Genomic DNA, 18,714 nt, shown 5'->3' on the forward strand with positions numbered 1-18,714 from the left:
GATGGCCGAGGATTCAGACGGTCAGCAGATCACCGTGGCGGAGCTGCTCAAGCGCATGGGCGCAGAGCAGCAGGCCGCTCCGACCGGGCGTCGTCGTCGCCGGGCCGATGAGGACGGCGGGCTCAGCGTCTCCGAGCTCACCGGTGAGATCCCCAGGATCACCGACGACACCGTGCTCAGTGGTCGCGCGGCGCGGCGTCGGGCCCGGGAGGCCGAGGAAGCAGCCGCCGCCGGTGCCGACGCAGGTCAGGGCGCGGAGGCGGGCGCTGACGGCGGTGCCGTGACGGGCGCCGGGGACGGTGCCGCGAAGGCGGCCCAGAAGACCCCGGGGACGACGACGACGGGCTCGGCCACGCCTCAGGGCCAGCAGGCTCCGAAGCCCTCGGGCAGGCGGCGGGCCCCCGAGACCGGGGCGTCGACGACCGCCCCCGCCGGGTCGGCCGAGAAGTCGACAACGCCGTCGGCCGCCACGCCGACCCCGACCCCATCGGCGTCAGAGCAGGCGACCACGCGGATGCCGGCCGCCTCGACGCAGCACGCCGCGCCGTCGTCGACTCCGTCCCCGTCGGCTCCGGCCCAGCCGCGGGCCGACATCGCCGATGACACCGGCCAGCCCGAGAAGAAGGGTGGCCTCCGCGGGCTGTTCGGCCGCAGGCGCAAGGAGCCGGAGCAGTCGGGGTCCACCGCGCCTGCCACCCGCCCGACGCCCACCGATCGACCTGATCGCGGCGGCGTGGGGCCGGCCGGCGCCGTTGCTGCAGGTGTCGCGGGCGCCGGCGCGGCGGGTGTCGCCGGTGCCGCAGCCGCCGACAAGACCGCCGCCGACAGTGCCGACAAGCCCACCCCGGCCTCGTCCGCGGCCCCTGCGGTCAAGCCCGCCCCGGCCTCGTCCGCGGCCCCTGCGGTCAAGCCCGCCCCGGCCTCGTCCGCGGCCCCTGGGGTCAAGCCCTCGGCTGACAAGAGCGCGGCGGCTGACAAGGGCGCTGCGGCTGACAAGAGCGCGGCAGCACCGACGAGCGCCCCGACCGACAAGTTCCCCGCGGGAGCCGACAAGGCCCCTGCGGGAGCCGACGCGCCTGCATGGGGCGTGCCGTCGGGTAGCGGCTCGACCGCCCACCGTGCCCCCGAGGTTCCCGCCGATCAGGACGGCGAGTCCGGCACCGCCACGCGCGGGGGTGCCCTCGGCGCGGCGACCGCAGCCGCTGCCGGAGGTGCAGGAGTCGCGGGGATGGCCGCGGCCGTCACCGGGGCGGGCACCGGCACCGGCACCGAGCGGCCGAAGTCCGACGAGACGACGACAGAGCGGTCGACGGGTCAGCAGCCGTCCGGCGCCGCCGACCGTGCAGGCACCGATCGCGCAGACACCGACCGTGCGGGCACCGATCGCGCGGACACCGCCTCAGCGCCGGCGGCCGCGCCGCGTCAGGCCCCGGGCGAACCGGATTCCTCGCGATACCGCGACTTCGAGTACACCCCCGGAGGCGCGGAGCCCGAGCGGTCACCGGCATCGCAGTGGCTGATCCTCATCGCGCAGGTGCTCGCCTCGGCGGTCGCGGGCGCGGCCCTGTTCATCGGCTTCCAATTGCTCTGGCGCGACCTGCCGTGGGTGGCCTTCGCGCTGGCGATCGTGGTGATCATCGGCCTGGTCGCCATGGTCCGGGTCCTGCGCAGGACCAACGACTCGGTCAGTATCGCCCTCGCGGTGATCGTCGGTCTCGGCGTGACGTGCGGTCCGCTCCTGCTCAGGCTGGTCACCTGACCGGACCCCGGCCGCGAACCTCACTCCGCCCGCACCTGCACCAGGTGCGGGCGGAGTCGTCTCTGCGGCGGCGCCCGGTATGAGCGTCCAGCCGACGGCCCGGGCCGCCAGTCCGCGCCGTCAGCCCGCGGCTGCCCCCCGCCGCCCGCCCCGTCAGCCCGCGGCTGCCCGCCGCCGCCCGCGCCGGAATCCCGGGGGAGCCACCGACTCACCTGTCGGAATGCGACTGACCTGAGGGGCCCCGCAGGTCAGTCGCATTCCGACAGGTGAGGTTCGGTGCCGGAGCGGGAGGGCAGCCCCACGGCCGGCCGACGGCGGCGCGCGTGCGGCACTGATCGCGTGTGGCACTGTTGACGGCATGACGAGAATCGCAGTGGTCGGTGGCGGACGCATCGGCGAGGCCCTCATCGCGGGGCTCCGCGAGTCCGGGACCGAGGCCTCGGACATCGTGGTGATCGAGGCCGTGCAGGCCCGCGCCGACGAGTTGGCCAAGAAGTACAACATCCTGTCCACCAGCCTCGACATCGGCTGCGAGGGCGCCGACGTGATCGTGGTGGCCGTCAAGCCCCAGGACGTGCCGGCGGTGGTCGATCGCATCGGCGAGGCCATCTCGGACAGCGTCCACGAGTCGATCGTGGTCTCGCTCGCGGCAGGCGTGCCCACCACTGTGCTGGAGAACAAGCTCAGCGCCGGCTCGCCGGTCGTGCGGGTCATGCCCAACACGGCGATGCTCGTGGGGCACGGCGTCTCCGCGGTCTGCAAGGGCCGCTATGCGCGCGACGAGCACCTCGCGCAGGTGGTCACGATGATGGAGAGCGTGGGACTCGTCGTCGTCGTCGCCGAGTCCCAGATGGACGCCGTGACCGCGGTGTCCGGGTCCGGCCCCGCCTACTTCTTCCTCCTGGCCGAGGCCATGGTCGACGCAGGCGTGGAGCGCGGGCTGCCCCGCGACGTGGCGCTCACGCTGGCGACCGGCACGGCGCTCGGCGCGGGCGCGATGCTCACCGCCGGCGGCGAGGGGCCCGCCGAGCTGCGCTACAACGTCAGCTCCCCGGGCGGCACCACCGCGGCGGCCATCCGCAGGCTCGAGGCCGGGGGACTGCGCTCGGCCGTGGCGGAGGCGGTCGAGGCGGCGGCGACGCGGTCGCGGGCGCTGGCCCAGGCCTCGGTCTCCGACGACGACGACGAGGACGACTGACCGACCCGCGCCCCGCCCGTCGCCGCCGTGGCCGAACGGGCCGCGTGTGCGCCTACCGAACCGACCCGCCGGGTGAGATGTGAGCCACCCGGCGGGTCGCTTATTTAGCACAACCCCAGCTCAGGATGGGTGAAGGCGAGATCGGGCGGCGTGTCGTCGATGTAATTCGCCCACTCCCGTCGCATTGATCACACCATTCACGCTAGGCTCATACCCAGCACGTGCGTGTCCGTACCGCAGGAGGGGAAGCCTGCGGCACGACGCGTGCCACGAAGGGTTGTGACGATGGCGACTACCGACAAGACCGAAGGCGGCTCGCAGGCGGCGGGGGGCTCGCAGTTCCTCACCGTTGCCGAGGTCGCCGCGCTGATGCGCGTGTCCAAGATGACGGTCTACAGACTCGTCCACTCGGGCGAGCTGCCCGCCGTGCGGGTGGGTCGGTCGTTCCGGGTCCACTCCAAGGCCGTGCACGAGTACCTCGATACGTCGTACTTCTCCGCAGGCTGACGCGGTGAGCCGCCCCGGCGGGGCGGCGTCCGGCCCGTTTTCGTGGCAGCGGGGCGCGGGAGGTAGTCTGGACGGGTTCCGTCCCGGCTGCCCGAGCCCGCTCGTGATGCCGGAGCGCAAGTCAAGGCCCTTCGCGGGCTGTAAGGCCCCAGACCAGTAGTCGACAGGTAGGTGACCCCGATATGGGTTCTGTGATCAAGAAGCGCCGCAAGCGTATGTCCAAGAAGAAGCACCGCAAGATGCTCCGCCGGACCCGCGTGCAGCGTCGCAAGCTCGGTAAGTGAGTTCTGCGGCGCACCGATAGCGCCCGGACTCACGCCTGTAGCGGATGCCCGTCACCAGCAGTGGTGGCGGGCATCGGTGTATTTGCGGGCGGGGCGCCTACGGGCGGGGCGCCTACGGGCGGCGTATTCGCGGGCGGGCGGGTGCGCGGACGCGGGATCCGACGGCGCCCGCGGTGAGGACTGCGCACATGGCCGAGGGGGTCCGCGGTTAGACTCGGCCGGGTGGACACCGAACTGCCAGACCGTCGCCCGGCCCGTGCCGTCGCGGTCGTGGGCGGTAGCCGGTATCTCGGCGCGCACCTGGTGGGCATGCTGCTGCGCGACGAGAGCGTCGAGCGCGTCCTGGCCATCGACTCGGTGAAGCCGTCACCGCAGCACCGCCGACGTATGCGCGACGCCGAGTTCGTGCGGCTCGACCCGCAGTCCCCGCGCCTGCAGGGGATCCTGCGCGAGGCCGGCATCGACACGGTCGTGCACGCCGGGCTGCACCACACCGACTTCGCCCCCGGCGGCCGCGCGGCCGTCAAGGAGGCCAACATCATGGGCTCCATGCACGTGATCGCCGCGTGCGGGCGGGCCGCCACGGTGAAGCGTTTCGTGCTCATCTCCTCGACCTCGGTGTACGGCTCCTCCGGCGTCGACCCGGCGATGTTCACCGAGGACATGGCCGCCCGGCGCCTGCCCAGCGGCGGCATCCCGCTCGACCACTCGTCCGTGGAGGGCTACGTGCGGGGGATGTCCCGCAAGCGCCCGGACATCGACGTGACGATCCTGCGCATCCCCGCGATCCTCGGGCTACCCGAGCCCACGGTGGTCGGCGAACTGCTGCTGCCGTCGGTGGCGCCGGTCCTGGCCGGCTACGACCCGCGCATCCAGTTGCTGCACCCGCAGGACGCCCTGGACGCGCTGCTGCATGCCACGAGGGGCGCGACCCCCGGCACCTACAACATCGCCGGCGACGGCATCCTCACCCTGACGCAGGCCATCCGTCGCGCCGGCCACATCCCGCTGCCGGTGATGCCGCAGACGTTCAAGCTGGCAGCCCGGTTGCTCTCGAGCCAGGGGTTGCGCGACATCGGGCCGGCGCAGCTGCGCTTCATGCGGTACGGCCGCACCCTGGACACCACCCGGATGCGCACCGAGTTCGGGTTCACTCCCAGGTACACGACCGAGGAGGCGCTCCACGCCTACATCGTGGACTCCGGCGCCGAGCCGCTGATCACCAGGGCCGCGCTGGAGCGCAAGACCGCCAAGATCGCCAGGAGGCTTCCGGGGCCGGTGGCCAGCCGCCTGCGCGCGGGCGTGGACACCACCCTCGGCGAGCTCGAGTCGATCGGCGCCCTGCCCGACCCTGGCGCGCCAGACCCGAGCTCGCTCGACCCGAGCGCGCCGGACACCCCTGCGCCGGAGACCAGCGCACTCGAGCCAACCGTGGAGGAGGCGCCGTGAAGGGCCCGGAATTCGACCTGTCCCAGCCCCTCGGCGGCCCGCGCTGGGGTGAGGGCCGGCGCGACGCCCGCGGGGACCGCGCGGTCGGCGAGGGCTTCGTCGGCGAGACCACCAGCAGCGATGCCGCGGCCACCGAGATCGGGCGGATCGTCGACCGGTTCCTCACCTCGATGCGTGGCTCGATCGGGCAGGCGGTCGAGGCCCTGCCGATCGACGCCGAGGTCCTGTCTCCCGTCCGTGATCTGGCCCGCAGCGTCGACACGATGCTCGCGACCGGGGACGTCAGCGCTCTGACCAGCATGGCCGAGGCGGTCAACGCCGCCGGCGAGCTGCTGGCCACCCGCGTCACCGGCGGGTACGAGGTCGACGAGTTCGGGTTCGACGAGCACTTCCACACCAATATCTGGCTGCCCCTCTGGCGGCCGCTGTTCGAGCACTGGTTCCGGGTCGAGGTGATCGGCGCCGAGAACATCCCCGCCGAGGGCGCCGGGTTGATCGTGTCCAACCACGCTGGCGTCCTGCCGCTCGACGGGATGATGACCACCGTCGCGGTCCACGACCATGCCGGACGCGCACTACGCCTGCTCGCCGCCGACCTGGCCATGTCGTTGCCGGTATCCGCTCCGCTTGCCCGCCGGGCCGGTGCGACCCTGGCCTGCGCCGCCGACGCCGAGCGGCTGCTGGAGAGCGGTCACGTCGTGGCCGTGTGGCCGGAGGGCTTCAAGGGGCTCGGAAAGCCGTTCGCTGACCGCTACCGCCTGCAGCGCTTCGGCCGCGGCGGGTTCGTGGCCACCGCGCTGGCCGCCGGCGCGCCGATCATCCCGTGCTCGGTCGTCGGTTCCGAGGAGATCTACCCCAAGATCGGTGAGGTCCCGGCGCTCGCACGGCTGCTGGGGCTGCCCTACATGCCCGTCACACCCGGGTTCCCGCTGCTAGGCGCGCTCGGCGGCATCCCGCTGCCCACAAAGTGGACGATGGAGTTCGGCGAGCCGATCGAGACCTCACATCTGGGCCCCGACGCGGCCGAGGACCCGATGGTGGTCTTCGAGATCACCGACCAGGTGCGCGAGACCATCCAGAACACGCTGTTCCGCAACCTCGCCCGCCGCGGCAGCGTCTTCTTCGGCTGAGCCGCCGCCCGGCGGGTGAGCCGGCGGCGGGGGAGCCGGCGTCAGAAGATGCGGCGCGCCCGGTCCAGTGCGCGACTTCCGTAGGTCGAGCGCGCGGCCACTCGCGCACCGGCGAGGCCGCCGACCGCGAGAACACCGGGCATCGCCCTCTTCGCCGCCTTGCGCACCGTGCGGAAGTCCTTGACGTCCCAGCCGTTCTCCGAGGCGTACTTGCGCAGCTTCGAATCCGGGTTGATGGCGACCGGGTTGCCGACCATCGTGAGCATCGGCATGTCGTTGAAGCTGTCCGAGTAGGCGTAGCACCTGCTCAGATCGAAGCCCTCGGCCTCGGCGAGGCGCGAGATCGCGTGTGCCTTACCGGGCCCGTGCAGGATGTCTCCCACGAGTCGGCCCGTGTAGACGCCGTACTCCTCCTCCGCGACCGTACCGAGCGCACCGGACAGGCCCAGCCGGGTGGCGATCACCCGCGCCAGCATCACCGGCGTCGCCGTGACCAGCCAGACCTGCTGCCCGGCGTCCAGGTGCATCTGCACCAGCGAGCGTGTGCCCGGCCAGACCCGGTCGAGCATCGAGGTGTCCACGACCTCCTCGCTGAGCTCGGTCAGCTCGGCGACGGTGCGGCCCGCGACGAAGCTCAGGGCCTTGTCGCGGCCGGCGGCGACGTCCTCGGCGTTCTCCTCCCCGGAGATCCGGAACTTGGCCTGCGACCACGCCAACCCGGCGACGTCTCGCGCGGTGAAGAAGCGGTGCTTGGCCAGCCCGCGGGCCAGCAGGATGATCGACGCGCCCTGGATGAGGGTGTTGTCCACGTCGAAGAACGCCGCGACCTGCGGGTCCGGCTCGAACGGCTCCGTGAGGGTCGCGTCGGGGGCGTCCCGATCGGCGAGGGCGGTGCCGGAGCCTGCGCTCCGGTCGTAGTCGGCCAGTGGGGGACCGGGCTCGGCGCCGGGTTCGAGCTTGACGGCGTGCCGGGCGGAGGCCTCACCGGCGCGCCGCTGGATCCGCGCGTCGCGGCGTCGCCACACCAGCCGGCCCAGAGCCGAGACGAGATCGGCCCGGCCGAGAAGTCGCGGGCCGGACCGTAAGCGGTTCGACCCCGCGGATTCGGCGGAGCCGGCGACACCCTCAACGCCGGGGGTGTGCGCGTTGTCGTCGTCGCTGTTGTCGTCGTCGCTGTTGTCGTCGGCGCCGCTGGCGTCGGCGGCGTCGTCGTCGTTCACCGGGCGGGAGTCATTCACCGGGCGGGACCTCCTGAAGGGCGCTGGGACCCCATCCTAGGGCAGCCCCGAAGGGGTGGTGCACTATCGAGTCATGGTGCACACGGTGACCCTGTTGATCCGCGAGGGTTGCGGCAGCTGCGTCCGCGTCCACGGCCAGTTGATCCCGCTGTGCGAGCGCGCCGACGCCCGGCTCGAGCTGACCGACGTGGACCACGCCGCGGACCGCGAGCTCGCCACGGAGTACGGCGACCGCCTGCCGGTGGTGCTGGTCGACGGCGAGGAACACTCGTGTTGGGAGGTCGACGACGACGAGCTCGTCGCCACTCTCGCCGACCCCCGCCCGTTCACGGGATGGGACTGAACCGGCCGGCGGGCGCAGCGGTCGCCGGACCCGCCGTTCACTCCTCCCGCCGCGCGTCGCGCAGGTCCCGCAGGATGGTCGCGTGCCGGAGCAGGAACGCGCCCTCGTCGAGCTTCTTGCGCCGCAGCCACCCGGTGACCTCGCTGTTGTACTTGCTGGCGTTGCACGACGCGCAGGCCGGGACCACGTTCTCCAGGGTGTAGCGCCCGCCGCGCGAGATGGGTTGGACGCAGTCCTTCTGGAGGGCCGGCCCGGTCGCGGTGCAGTAGGCGCAGCCGCCCCACGCGTCGAGGATCAGGGTCCACTGCGGGTCGGTGAGGTCGTTGTCCACGCGCGACAGGCGCCGCTGACGCCGCTTCGCGTAGCGGGCACGGGTCGCGGCGGACATGGTTGAGGAGGACCTGCGACGAGGGGGCACGACCGTCACCGTACGGCGGACGGCCGCGGCGCCGGACGAGCCCCTGTGGTGAGCGGTGTCCCGAGAGTGGGCCCCCGGGCGACGGGTGGGCGGGTGGTGGGTGGGGGTCCGCGCTGTTCACGGCCGCCGCGGGAGGGTCGCCGGATATAGCATCCGCCCCTGTGACGGTTTTGTCCCGGGGTGTCAGGCGGGTTACGGTGGAGCCCGTTACGGGTCGTACGCAGGCTTGAGGCCACGGCCGTCCCGGCAGGGCATTTCCGGCATGGAAGCGCCGTGTAGACAGGCGTGCACACCGACGGGAGACGACCGACTGTGGACCAGCGTTCCGCGAGTTCGTCCTGCGGGGCCCCGTCTTCGCGCCAGCTGTCGTCGCGCCCCCCGGCGTGCGGCCGAGTTGACGAGTTGGCATTCATTCTGGCATGGGCCCCGGTGGCCCTGACGCCCGGGGGTCGGTTGTGAGCATTCTCCTGGTGGGGCTGTCCCATCACAGTGCGCCGGTGTCCCTGCTCGAGGCGGTCGCCATCTCCGAGTCCGAACGCGACGAACTCACCGAGCAGCTCATCGCCGGCGAGAACGTCGACGAGGCGATGATCGTCACCACCTGCAACCGCGTCGAGGTCTACTCCGCCGTGGACGCGTTCCACCCGGCGCTCGACGACGTGGTGGCCCTGCTGTCGCGCCACTCCGGCCTGGGCGCCGACGAGCTCAGCCGCCACCTGTACGTGCGCTACTCCGAGTCCGCTGCCGAGCACCTGTTCGCCGTGGCGTCGGGCCTGGATTCGATGGTCGTGGGCGAGCAGCAGATCATCGGCCAGATCCGCACCGCCTACCAGTCGGCGTCCGAGATCGGCGCGGCCGGCACCACCCTGCATCGGCTCGCCCAGCAGGCGCTGCACGTGGGCAAGCGCGTCCACACCGAGACCGGCATCGACTCGGCCGGCGCCTCGGTCGTGTCGGTGGCACTGGACCGCGCCGCCGAGATCCTCTCGGATGGTGCGAGCCGCGGCCTCGACGGGCGCCGGGCGGTCGTGCTCGGGGCCGGTGCGATGGGCGGCCTGGCCGTCGCGCACCTCGGCCGGGGCGGGATCTCCCACATCGAGATCACCAACCGCACCCCGGAGCGGGCCGACCGCCTGTCGGAGATCGCCCGCGACTCGGGCACCCCGGCCATCGCGTTCCCACTCGACGGGCTCGCCGACGCCGTCGCCCGCGCCGACATCCTCTTCACCTGCACCGGGGCCGTCGGCACCGTCGTCACGCTGGGTGACGTGCACACGGCGCTGGCCCGCCGCGGCGACCGCGGCCCGCTCGTCATCTGCGATCTGGGAATGCCGCGCGACGTCGACCCCGCCGTCGCCGGACTGCCCGGCGTCACGGTGTTGGGCATCGAGGCGCTCAAGGCCGACCCCGCCACCTCCGCCGCCGCCGCGGACGCCGACGCCGCCCGCACGATCGTCGACGCCGAGCTCACCTCGTACACCCAGGCCGAGCGCATGGCCGGTGTCGGTCCGCTCATCGGGCAACTGCGTGGCCGCGGTGGGCAGGTCGTCGCCGCCGAGATGCGCCGTCTCGAGTCCCGGCTGCCGGACATGGACGACCGCGTCCGCGACGAGGTCGCCAACACCGTCCGCCGGGTCGTCGACAAACTCCTGCACCCGCCCACGGTGCGGTTCAAGGAACTCGCCGCCCAACCGGACGGCGAGAACTACGCGGCGGTCGTACGCACACTGTTCGACCTGGACAACAACGTGGACGAGGAGGCGTCATGAGCAGGACCCTGAAGGTGGGCACGCGTGGCAGCACCCTCGCCACCACCCAGGCCGGGCACGTCCGCGACGCCCTCATCGCCGCCGGATACCCGGCCGAGCTGGTGATCGTGCGGACCCGTGGCGACGTGGTGATGGCCCCGGTCGAGCGCATCGGCGTGGGCGTGTTCACCCTGGAGTTGCGCGCCGCCCTCGAGCGCGGGGACTGCGACATCGCCGTCCACTCGTACAAGGACCTGCCGACCGCGCCCGACGACCGGTTCGCGCCCATCGCCGTGCCGCCGCGTGTCGACCCGTCCGACGTGCTCATCGCCCGCGACGGGCTCACCATGGACACGCTGCCCGAGGGGGCCCGCGTCGGCACCTCCGCCCCGCGCCGGCGCTCCCAGCTCGCGGCCCTGCGCCCCGACCTCGACCTGCACCCGCTGCGCGGGAACATCGACACGCGGATGGGATACGTCACCAGCGGCGACCTCGACGCGGTCGTCCTGGCGGCGGCAGGCCTCGACCGCACCGGTGTCGGGGAGCGTGCCACGCACCGGTTCGGCATCGACGAGATGCTCCCCGCCCCCGCGCAGGGTGCACTCGCCGTCGAATGCCGAGCCGATGACGCCGAGGCCGCCGAGGCCCTCACCGTCGTCGACCACCTGCCGTCGCGGGTACGGATCACCGCCGAGCGTCGGCTCCTGCGCGACCTCGAGGCCGGCTGCACCGCGCCCGTCGGCGCGCGCGCCGAGCTCGAGGAGGGCGAACTGACGCTGCACGCGGTGGTCGCCGCCCACGACGGCTCCACGGTCCTGCGCACGACGGGCACCACCGGGACCGCCGACCACCCGGACGGGCCGGTCGCCGCCGCCGACGAGCTCGGCCGCCGACTCGCGGCCGAGCTGCTCGACCGCGGCGCCCGGGACCTCATGTCCGAGGAATCGCCCGAGCAACGCGCCCCACTCGTACCCAGGGAATCCACGACGGCGCCACCGACCGTCACCGGATCCTGACCCCCGAACTCCCATCTCGCGCGCAGCCAGCGCGCGGCACCCACCCCACGGAGAGACGAACAATGACTCGAGCACGCACCACCCGCCCCGGAACCGTCCGCTTCGTCGGCGGCGGTCCAGGCAACGCGGGGATGCTCACCTGCCGGGCCCGCGAGGTCCTCGCCGGCAACCCGCTGGTGTTCGCCGACGCCGACGTCTCCGAGGACGTACTGGCGCTGGTCGCCACGGAGGTCCCGGTCCCGCAGGAACTGCTCGACGCGCGCCGGGCCGAGATGGACGCCGCCGTGGCCGCCGAGGACAAGGCCGAGGTCAAGCGGCTCAAGGCCCTGCCCGCCCCCACCGCCGCCGACGTCCGCCCCGTGCTCGGGGAGCCCGCTGCCGTGGCCAAGCAGCTCGTCGCCGAGGCCAAGAAGGGTCGCGACGTGGTCCGCCTCGTCACCGGCGACCCCATGACCACCGACGCGACCGTCACCGAGATCGCCTCCGTCGGCCGCACCGTCGTGCCGTTCGAGGTCGTCCCCGGCGTCGCCGAGGCCACCGCCGTGCCCGCCTTCGCCGGCATCGCGCTCGGCTCCGGCTACGTGTTCGCCGACGGCCGCGGCAAGGTCGACTGGGCGGCCCTCGTCGGCTCGCCCGGCCCGATCGTCCTGCGCACCACCGGCCGCCACCTCGCCGAGGCAGCCTCCAACCTCGCCGAGCAGGGCCTCGCCGCCGGAACCCCGGTGACCGTCACCTGCTCCGGATCGCTCTGTGCCCAGAAGTCCGCCGACGGTACCCTGGCCACCATGGCCGAGGTCGGTCGCGACATGGATGGTGACCTGGTGGTCACCATCGGCAAGTCCGCCGGTGAGCGTCACCGCCACCAGTGGTGGGAGTCGCGTGCCATGTTCGGCTGGAACGTGCTCGTGCCCCGCACCAAGGCGCAATCCGCCGAGATGAGCGACCGCATCGCCGAGCACGGCGCCGTGCCGGTCGAGGTGCCCACCATCGCCGTCGAGCCGCCCCGCAGCCCCGCCCAGATGGAGCGCGCCGTCAAGGGACTCGTCGACGGCCGCTACCAGTGGGTCGTGTTCACCTCCTCCAACGCCGTGCGCGCCGTGTGGGAGAAGTTCGTCGAGTTCGGCCTGGACGCCCGCGCCTTCTCCGGCGTGAAGATCGCCTGCGTCGGCGAGGGCACCGCCGCCCGCGTCCGCGAACTGGGTATCCAGCCCGAGCTCTTGCCGACCGGCGAGCAGTCCAGCCTCGGCCTGCTCGAGGTGTTCCCGCCCTACGACGACGTGCTCGACCCCGTCAACCGGGTGCTCCTGCCGCGCGCCGACATCGCCACCGAGACCCTCGCCGAGGGCCTGACGGGCCGCGGCTGGGAGATCGAGGACGTCACCGCCTACCGCACCGTCCGCGCCGCCCCGCCGGCCGCCGAGATCCGCGAGATGATCAAGACCGGCGGGTTCGACGCCGTGTGCTTCACCAGCTCCTCGACCGTCCGCAACCTGGTCGGCATCGCCGGCAAGCCGCACGCCCGCACGCTCATCGCCTGCATCGGGCCGCGCACCGCCGAGACCGCGGCCGAGTTCGGCCTGCGCGTGGACGTCCAGCCCGAGAACGCCTCGGTGCTCGAGCTGGTCGACGCCCTCGCCGCGCACGCCGATCACCTGCGTGCCGCCGGCGAACTGCCGCCGCCGCGCCGCCGCGCCCGGCGTCGCTGAGCCGCCCCGACCGCACCGCCCGCCCCGCCCGCCCCGCCCGGCCGACCAGCCGCGCGGGGCGGGCGCGTGTTCAGGGGTCCACGAGACCGCGGAGCTCGGCCAGCGCCGACCGCAACTGGGCCATCCGCTCCTCGCCGAGGTGCGCCCGCCACTCGGCGTCGATCCGTCGCTCCTCGGCCCGGGCGACCGGGCTGATCTCCCGGCCCCGCGCCGTGAGCCGCACCAACCGGGCCCGGCCGTCGTCCGGATCCGCCACGCGCCGGACATACCCCGCCGCCGCCAACCTGTCGACCAGGGCGGTCGCGGTCTGTTTGGCGATCCGGGCACGCTCGGCCAACACGACGAGGCGGGTGCCGTTGTCGTCGTCGATCCCCGCGAGCAGGCGGATCTGCGCGCGCGTGATGTCACCGAATCCGGCCGCGGCCAGCGCCGCCGCGATCCGGTCCTCCGCCGCGCGGTAACCGAGCCACATGAGCAGGCTCGTCGGGGCGGGGTCGGCGGCCGGGGTCTCGGGGTCCACGGCGACTCCTCAGGTTAGGCGTCCGAAGATAGTCCTATCATGGTACTAGTCGCGGCCCGGGGGGTCGGGCCGCACCGGAGAAAGGGGTCGTCATGGACGACACCGAGGTCTGGGCGGCCGTCGACCGACGCCGCCGCGCGATCGCCGACTACCTCGACGAACTCCCGCCCGACGACTGGGACCGGCCCTCCCTGTGTGATGCGTGGACGGTCCGCGAGGTCGCCGCGCACCTGACGCTCGCCGGGCTCCCGCGGTGGCGCCTCGTGCCGATCTTCCTGCGCTACCCGGGGAGCACCAACCGAACGATCCGGGACGGGTCCACCGCGCTGGCCCGGCGGATGACCGACGAACAGATCGTCGACGCCCTCCGTCGCATGATCGGACACCACCGGCCGTTCCCCGGCTTGACCTGCCGTGAGGCGTTGATCGACGTGGTGGGGCACACCCAGGACATCACCGTGCCCCTGGGGCGGGAGATCCCGATCCCCGCCGAGGAGATCGCCGAGGCCGCCGACCGGGTCGTGTCCTACGGCGGCCGGGGCAACGCCAAGGTGTTCCACCCGCTGTCGACCGCGGGGGTGCGCCTGGTCGCCGACGACCTCGACTGGGCCACCGGCGACGGACCCGGGGTGACCGGGTCGATGCGGGACCTGTTCCTGGTTCTCACCGGGCGCACGGCGCACCTCGACCGCCTCGGCGGATCGGGCGCCGAGCTCGTGCGCGGGCGCGTCGCGGCCTAGCGAAGGTCCGCGCCGCGCCCGACCACCGGCGACTTTCGTACAGTGGAGGTCGTGACGACACCGCCTGACGAGACCCCGTCCGTTCCCGCGCCGCTGGTGCGCCCGCGTCGCCTGCGTTCCACGCCGGCCATGCGCAGGCTCGTCGCCGAGACCACGCTCGCCCCGCGACAGCTGGTACTGCCCGCGTTCGTGGCCGACGGGATCGACGCACCGCGTGACATCTCGTCGCTGCCCGGCGTCGTCCAGCACACCGTCGACTCGCTGCGCCGCGAGGCCGTCGCCGCCGCCGAGGCGGGACTGGGCGGCATCATGCTGTTCGGCGTTCCCCTCGACGCCGACAAGGACGCCACCGGCAGCTGCGGAGCCGACCCCGAGGGCATCCTCAACCGCGCCCTGGCCGCCGTCCGCGACGAGGTGGGCGACGACCTCGTGATCATGGCCGACACCTGCCTCGACGAGTTCACCGACCACGGCCACTGCGGCGTGCTCGGCACCGACCCGCGCGGCGAGCAGATCGTCGACAACGACGCCACGCTGGTCGCCTACAACGACCTCGCCGTCAGCCAGGCCGCCGCCGGCGCGCACGTCGTGGCACCCAGCGGCATGATGGACGGCCAGATCGCCGCCATCCGGGGGGCCCTGGACCGGGAGGGGTACCAGGACGTCGCGGTGCTGGCCTACAGTGCCAAGTACGCCAGCGCCTTCTACGGCCCGTTCCGCGAGGCCGTCCGCTCGTCCCTGCGCGGTGACCGGCGCGCCTACCAGCAGGACCCGGCCAATCAGCGCGAGTCGCTGCGCGAGGTGCAGCTCGACCTCGAGGAGGGCGCCGACATGGTGATGGTCAAGCCCGCCATGTCCTACCTCGACGTCCTGCGTCAGACCGCCGAGCTGTCCGACGTGCCCGTGGCCGCCTACCAGGTCTCCGGCGAGTACGCGATGATCTCCGCCGCCGCAGAACGCGGCTGGATCGACCACGACCCGGCCGTCATGGAATCCCTGATCTCCATCCGCCGCGCCGGCGCGGACATCGTCCTGACCTACTGGGCCCTGCACGCCGCACGCCTCCTCGCACAGGGGTGGGGCGCCCGGTGACCCGCGGCAGCGGGCCGTGGCGCCCGCCCGCGCAGACGGGCCCGGGGCCCGACGGACCCGCCGGGCGCGCCGGGCCGGAAGGTGCCGCCGGCGGCGAGCCGCCCGCCGGCCCGGTCGGCCCGCCGCCGGAGGAGATCCACACCGCGTGGGTGCTGTGGCTGGCCGCCGCCGCGTTCGGACTGGTCGGAATGCTGATCAACTCCGCAACCGCCAGCTTCGGAGATCTGCCCACCGCCACCCGGGACGCCTTCCGCGACGCGGTCGCCAACACCGGATCCGCGGACATCTCCGTCGAGGGCATGTTCTCCATCGCACTGGCCGCGGGCGCCGTGTTGGCGCTGATCGTCGCCGCGGTCACCGTGTGGCTGGCCTTCCGCCTGCGCGCCGGCAGAGGCTGGGCCCGCACCATGCTCGACATCGTCGCCATCTTCCTCATCGTGGACGCAGTGTCCGTCGTGATCGGCGTGTTCGGCGGAGTCGCGACGGCGGGGGAGCGGGGAGACGTCGTCAGCTTCGTCGTCATCGCCCTCCAGATCCTCGCCGGTCTGTGCGCAGCCACCGCCGTGTGGCGCCAGCACAAGCCCGAGGCCATGCAGTACACGACCCCGGGAGGCGGCGCGCGTGCCGGCAAGTGAACCCGCCGCCACCCGACCCGGCACCGAGCCCGAGGGACCGATCCTGTACTCCGAGGACGGGTGGAGCTGGGCCTGGATCCTCGCCGCCCCCGTCTTCTGCGCCGCCGCCGCAGGGTTCGAGCTACTCACCGGCGCCCCCGTGCACTGGATGATGCTCACCGTGTGCGCGATCGCGTCCGCCCTCTGCCACGGCGTGATGATCGCCGCCACCCGCGTCCACGGCCGCGTCCGCGTGACGCCTGACGTGTACATCCAGGGCACCGAGCAGCTCGAGCTGGACCGGGTCGAACAGGTGCTGCCGCTCCCGGCCGCCGGGGACCCCGAGGCCTCGTGGGAGACCGCCCGAACCCTCGGCGAGTTGCGTGACATGCCCCGGCGCCGGGCCGCGGTGGGATTGCGCCTGGACACCGGCGGCGAGGTCCGCGCCTGGGCCCGCAACCGGGCGGCCCTGCACCGCGCCCTCGACGGAGCCGTCGCCGCGACCCGCGGCGAGCCGGGACCCGAGTGAGCTCTCGCCGCCTCGCCGTGGCCGCCGTCGCCACCGCCGTTCTCGCGGTCGCACTGTGGTGGTTGTCCCGGGATGTGGTGGCCGTCGCGCCGCCCATCGTCGACCCGCCCGTCGAGGGCAGCCTCGACCGTCTCCGCACCGACACCCGGCTGCTCCTGGCCGCCGCCGTCGCGGCCGGGATGGCGATGGTCCTCACGACCCTCGCGATCCTCCGCCGCACCCCCGGGGTGGAGAAGGACGGAGCCTGACAGATCTACTTCTGCCTGGGCTTTTCCGGCCGGTCCATGTGCGGCGGTAACGATCGTATGACGGTTTTCTGAGTGTGCCCGGGCCGCTGACTCGTGGCGCGGGCCACAGGCTACATTTGGGTCGGTTCGGACGCATGTGACGCTCGTGAAAATGGGCAGTCGATGCGTCCGATTCGCCGGAGTCACACCTACAGCACATGGAAACGGGGATCGGTGCAGCCGTCTAGCACTTTCGTTGGCACCACCGCGGTCGTGGGAGCGATCGCACTTCTGGGATCGGGAGTGGCCTCGGCCGCCCAGGTCGAATGGCAGGACTGTACCGAGATGCTCGGCATCGAGGCCGAGTACGTCCCCGCAGGACTCGAGTGCGGGACCGTCGAGGTTCCCGTCGACTACACCGCCCCCGACGCCGCCAAGACCCAGGTCGCGCTCACCCGCATCAAAGCCTCGTCCGGGCAGGCGCGATCGACCGTCTTCGGCAACCCCGGCGGGCCCGGCAACTACGCCCTGAACTTCTGGAGCCCGGCCCTCGACGGCGCCGGTCCGGCCGGCCTGTACGAGAACCACGACCTCGTGGCCGTCCAGCCGCGCGGGCTCTACGGCTCCAATCCCATGGTCTGCAACGTGGACTTCGTGGGCCCGGGCGCGGTCAATCCGCTCCACGACGCGTGTTACGGGACCGACCCCGAGTACATGAAGTCCATGACCACCGAGAACGCCGCCCGCGACATGAACGCGGTCCGCGAGGCCCTCGAGTTGGCCGAGATCGACTACGTGGGCGTGTCCTACGGCACCGCGATCGGCACGGACTTCGCCACCCTGTACCCCGAGCACACCGGCCGCATGGTGCTGGACTCCAACACCCACCCCGACTGGCGGTGGAACAAGCAGGCCGAGCAGGGGGCGCTGGCCCAGGAGAAGCGCGTCAACGACATCTTCGCCTGGATCGCCGAGCGCGACGACTACTACGGCCTCGGGGACACCCCGCTGAAGGTCTTCCACTCCTGGAAGTGGGTCACCGACCAGGAGGTGGGCGGCCCCGCCAACCTCACCCCGCCGCCGGCCCAGACCGGTGACCTGCCCGTCGAGCTCCGCGGCAGCGCGATCGAGCGGCCAGCGCTCGACGTGATCAACGGGACCGCGCCCGCCCGCGCCCGTGCCGAGGGCTTCGCCCGCGCCGCCGCGCTGCAGGGGCTGACCAACAACGCCACCACCGGACTCTTCGACGCAACCGTCGGCGCCACCTACTCCGAGCAGGCCTGGCCGATGCTCGCCCACATCCTCAAGTACTACAACGACGGCGGCACCATCGCGCGCGCCGACTACGAGACCGTGGGACTGATCCTGGCCGCGCAGGAGAGCCGCTCGCCGGTGTACCGCACCGACATCGAGATGAACGCGATCATCACCTGCAACGAGACCGCCGCCCCGGCCGACCAGCTGGGGGTCATGGCGGCCAAGGCCGACAAGGCGACCGGCGGGAACCGTCTCACCACCCGCGCCGCGGTCGAGGCCGCCGGTGACGACTGTGTGGGCTGGCAGCCGATCGCCCGGACGATCGACCCCAACGGGGAGGCTCTCGACGAGAAGCCGCTGGTGCTGCACTCCGAGGACGACGCGGTCACCCCCATCGCCGGTGCGCACCGCGTTGCCGAGGCCATGGGCGGCGCGCTGGTCACCGTCGGCGGCGGCGACCACGGCACCTTCCGCATGGGCAACGAGGCCGTCGACAAGCTGGTGATGGACTTCCTCGAGAACGGGATCGCCACGCCGGGCCACGTCGACGGCAAGCCGTCCCCGGAGCCGTTGCCGAAGTGGGGCGAGGCCGAGCGCATCGCCGCCGCACAGAAGGGCATGTCCGCGCCCGTCGCCGGGGCCGATGACTGGTACGGCACCCACCGCGACGCCGGCGTCGCCGCCGCGCCCGCACCGGCAGCCGCACCTGCTCCGGTCGTGCCCGCCCCCGCACCCCTGCCCACGCCGCAGGAACTGCACCAGCAGGCGGAGAAGGCGTTCCACGACTTCGCGGGACAGGTCGACGCGGCCGCCAAATCGCTGTTCGCACCGGTTGCCCCGCCGGCTCCGCCGCAGGCCTGACACCGCGAGGGGGTACTCGCGGCCGGACTTTGAGACACTGGTCCGGTGACCTCTTCGAGTGATGCCTTCACGACCCCG

19 protein-coding genes are annotated in these 18,714 nt (G+C 72.9%); 16 read left to right on the forward strand and 3 right to left on the reverse strand.

Annotation, left to right across the window (positions count from 1 at the left end; all coding sequences use genetic code 11):
- The first annotated feature begins 1 nt into the window (after position 1).
- The 6 genes from AC3DE3_RS15665 (at position 2) to AC3DE3_RS15690 (ending at position 6,327) form a co-directional block, all read left to right on the forward strand.
- A complete protein-coding gene (locus AC3DE3_RS15665; protein WP_488370576.1) occupies positions 2 to 1,759 on the forward strand; it encodes a hypothetical protein in 1,758 nt (585 codons plus the stop codon).
- Positions 1,760 to 2,117: 358 nt separating this feature from the next.
- Positions 2,118 to 2,957, forward strand: coding sequence for a pyrroline-5-carboxylate reductase (gene proC / locus AC3DE3_RS15670; protein ID WP_260488793.1), 840 nt, complete (start codon positions 2,118 to 2,120; stop codon positions 2,955 to 2,957).
- A gap of 285 nt (positions 2,958 to 3,242) precedes the next feature.
- The gene (locus tag AC3DE3_RS15675) at positions 3,243 to 3,464 is read left to right on the forward strand and encodes a helix-turn-helix domain-containing protein (RefSeq protein WP_010540934.1); all 222 of its coding nucleotides are present in this window, start codon (positions 3,243 to 3,245) and stop codon (positions 3,462 to 3,464) included.
- 182 nt (positions 3,465 to 3,646) lie between these two features.
- Positions 3,647 to 3,748 carry a 30S ribosomal protein bS22 gene (locus tag AC3DE3_RS15680; RefSeq protein ID WP_003855542.1) on the forward strand — a complete coding sequence of 34 codons (102 nt, stop codon included), beginning with the start codon at positions 3,647 to 3,649 and terminating at the stop codon, positions 3,746 to 3,748.
- A gap of 222 nt (positions 3,749 to 3,970) precedes the next feature.
- Positions 3,971 to 5,197 (forward strand): NAD-dependent epimerase/dehydratase family protein, encoded by a 1,227-nt coding sequence (locus AC3DE3_RS15685; protein WP_488370577.1) that lies wholly within the window; start codon positions 3,971 to 3,973, stop codon positions 5,195 to 5,197.
- On the forward strand, positions 5,194 to 6,327 hold the full coding sequence (locus AC3DE3_RS15690; protein WP_260488791.1) for a lysophospholipid acyltransferase family protein: 1,134 nt from the start codon (positions 5,194 to 5,196) through the stop codon (positions 6,325 to 6,327). The genes AC3DE3_RS15685 and AC3DE3_RS15690 overlap by 4 nt, the downstream gene beginning before the upstream one ends.
- A 41-nt stretch (positions 6,328 to 6,368) precedes the next feature.
- Here AC3DE3_RS15690 and AC3DE3_RS15695 read toward each other — a convergent pair whose 3' ends face one another.
- Positions 6,369 to 7,565 carry an HAD family hydrolase gene (locus tag AC3DE3_RS15695; protein WP_488370578.1) on the reverse strand — a complete coding sequence of 399 codons (1,197 nt, stop codon included), beginning with the start codon at positions 7,563 to 7,565 and terminating at the stop codon, positions 6,369 to 6,371.
- A gap of 73 nt (positions 7,566 to 7,638) precedes the next feature.
- Between AC3DE3_RS15695 and AC3DE3_RS15700 the strand changes: the two genes are divergently transcribed.
- Positions 7,639 to 7,908, forward strand: a complete 270-nt coding sequence (locus AC3DE3_RS15700; protein WP_488370579.1) for a glutaredoxin family protein — start codon at positions 7,639 to 7,641, stop codon at positions 7,906 to 7,908.
- A 37-nt stretch (positions 7,909 to 7,945) separates the two neighbouring features.
- Here the strand turns inward: AC3DE3_RS15700 and AC3DE3_RS15705 are convergent, their stop codons facing one another.
- Entirely contained in the window at positions 7,946 to 8,296 is a 351-nt protein-coding gene (locus AC3DE3_RS15705; protein ID WP_488370580.1) for an HNH endonuclease, read from the reverse strand.
- A 485-nt stretch (positions 8,297 to 8,781) separates the two neighbouring features.
- Here AC3DE3_RS15705 and AC3DE3_RS15710 point away from each other — a divergent pair, with 485 nt between their 5' ends.
- The 3 genes from AC3DE3_RS15710 to AC3DE3_RS15720 all read left to right on the forward strand — a co-directional run bounded on the left by AC3DE3_RS15710 (position 8,782) and on the right by AC3DE3_RS15720 (position 12,796).
- Positions 8,782 to 10,095, forward strand: a complete 1,314-nt coding sequence (locus AC3DE3_RS15710) for a glutamyl-tRNA reductase (RefSeq protein WP_488370581.1) — start codon at positions 8,782 to 8,784, stop codon at positions 10,093 to 10,095.
- Positions 10,092 to 11,090 carry a hydroxymethylbilane synthase gene (gene hemC, locus AC3DE3_RS15715; protein ID WP_488370582.1) on the forward strand — a complete coding sequence of 333 codons (999 nt, stop codon included), beginning with the start codon at positions 10,092 to 10,094 and terminating at the stop codon, positions 11,088 to 11,090. Before AC3DE3_RS15710 ends, hemC begins: the two co-directional genes overlap by 4 nt.
- A gap of 62 nt (positions 11,091 to 11,152) precedes the next feature.
- Positions 11,153 to 12,796: a bifunctional uroporphyrinogen-III C-methyltransferase/uroporphyrinogen-III synthase gene (locus AC3DE3_RS15720; protein WP_488370583.1), complete on the forward strand. Its 1,644-nt coding sequence runs from the start codon at positions 11,153 to 11,155 to the stop codon at positions 12,794 to 12,796.
- 70 nt (positions 12,797 to 12,866) lie between these two features.
- Here AC3DE3_RS15720 and AC3DE3_RS15725 read toward each other — a convergent pair whose 3' ends face one another.
- The gene (locus AC3DE3_RS15725) at positions 12,867 to 13,316 is read right to left on the reverse strand and encodes a MarR family winged helix-turn-helix transcriptional regulator (RefSeq protein WP_488370584.1); all 450 of its coding nucleotides are present in this window, start codon (positions 13,314 to 13,316) and stop codon (positions 12,867 to 12,869) included.
- Positions 13,317 to 13,408: 92 nt separating this feature from the next.
- On the opposite strand from AC3DE3_RS15725, the gene AC3DE3_RS15730 reads away from it, so the two are divergent.
- The 6 genes from AC3DE3_RS15730 (at position 13,409) to AC3DE3_RS15755 (ending at position 18,636) form a co-directional block, all read left to right on the forward strand.
- Entirely contained in the window at positions 13,409 to 14,056 is a 648-nt protein-coding gene (locus AC3DE3_RS15730; protein WP_260488783.1) for a maleylpyruvate isomerase family mycothiol-dependent enzyme, read from the forward strand.
- A 51-nt stretch (positions 14,057 to 14,107) separates the two neighbouring features.
- Entirely contained in the window at positions 14,108 to 15,148 is a 1,041-nt protein-coding gene (gene hemB / locus AC3DE3_RS15735) for a porphobilinogen synthase (RefSeq protein WP_488370585.1), read from the forward strand.
- Entirely contained in the window at positions 15,145 to 15,783 is a 639-nt protein-coding gene (locus AC3DE3_RS15740; protein WP_488370586.1) for a hypothetical protein, read from the forward strand. Before hemB ends, AC3DE3_RS15740 begins: the two co-directional genes overlap by 4 nt.
- Positions 15,770 to 16,291, forward strand: coding sequence for a hypothetical protein (locus tag AC3DE3_RS15745; RefSeq protein ID WP_488370587.1), 522 nt, complete (start codon positions 15,770 to 15,772; stop codon positions 16,289 to 16,291). The genes AC3DE3_RS15740 and AC3DE3_RS15745 overlap by 14 nt, the downstream gene beginning before the upstream one ends.
- Positions 16,288 to 16,539 (forward strand): hypothetical protein, encoded by a 252-nt coding sequence (locus tag AC3DE3_RS15750; RefSeq protein ID WP_260488779.1) that lies wholly within the window; start codon positions 16,288 to 16,290, stop codon positions 16,537 to 16,539. The genes AC3DE3_RS15745 and AC3DE3_RS15750 overlap by 4 nt, the downstream gene beginning before the upstream one ends.
- Before the next feature lie 252 nt (positions 16,540 to 16,791).
- On the forward strand, positions 16,792 to 18,636 hold the full coding sequence (locus AC3DE3_RS15755; RefSeq protein ID WP_488370588.1) for an alpha/beta fold hydrolase: 1,845 nt from the start codon (positions 16,792 to 16,794) through the stop codon (positions 18,634 to 18,636).
- The last annotated feature ends 78 nt before the right edge of the window (positions 18,637 to 18,714 follow it).

Source organism: Dietzia sp. IBK-p2-16D, assembly GCF_057773085.1.